Source organism: Hyphobacterium sp. SN044, from assembly GCF_021864465.1.
In the GTDB taxonomy this organism is placed as follows: domain Bacteria; phylum Pseudomonadota; class Alphaproteobacteria; order Caulobacterales; family Maricaulaceae; genus Hyphobacterium.
Genome location: NZ_JAKKUV010000039.1, coordinates 1 through 342, shown reverse-complemented (window position 1 = coordinate 342; position 342 = coordinate 1). Strand labels below are relative to the sequence as shown.

The 342-nt window shown below is 37.1% G+C and carries 1 protein-coding gene; it reads left to right on the top strand.

Annotated elements, in window-relative coordinates:
* The coding region (locus L5876_RS14955) for an NADH-quinone oxidoreductase subunit H (protein ID WP_370469072.1) at positions 1–342 on the top strand (342 nt) is incomplete at its 3' end.

Here is a 342-nt window from a genome sequence, read left to right as displayed (position 1 = left end):
ATTCTTATAAGCGTAATTTTAGCCCTTGTAGCCATAGCATTTTACACTTTAATAGAGCGAAAGTTCTTAGGTTATTTTCATCTACGTAAAGGCCCTAATAAAGTAGGTCTTATAGGGATCCCACAGCCATTTGCAGATGCCATTAAACTATTTGTAAAGGAGCAGGCCAGACCTACCCCTTCCAACCAACTTCCATTTCTCCTAGCCCCTACCATGGGTCTAATTCTGGCAATTATAATATGGATTATTTATCCACACTCCCACCAATCATTTTATCTTCAATTTAGGGTACTATATTTCTTATGTGTGTCTAGAATAAATGTATATACAACATTCATGGCC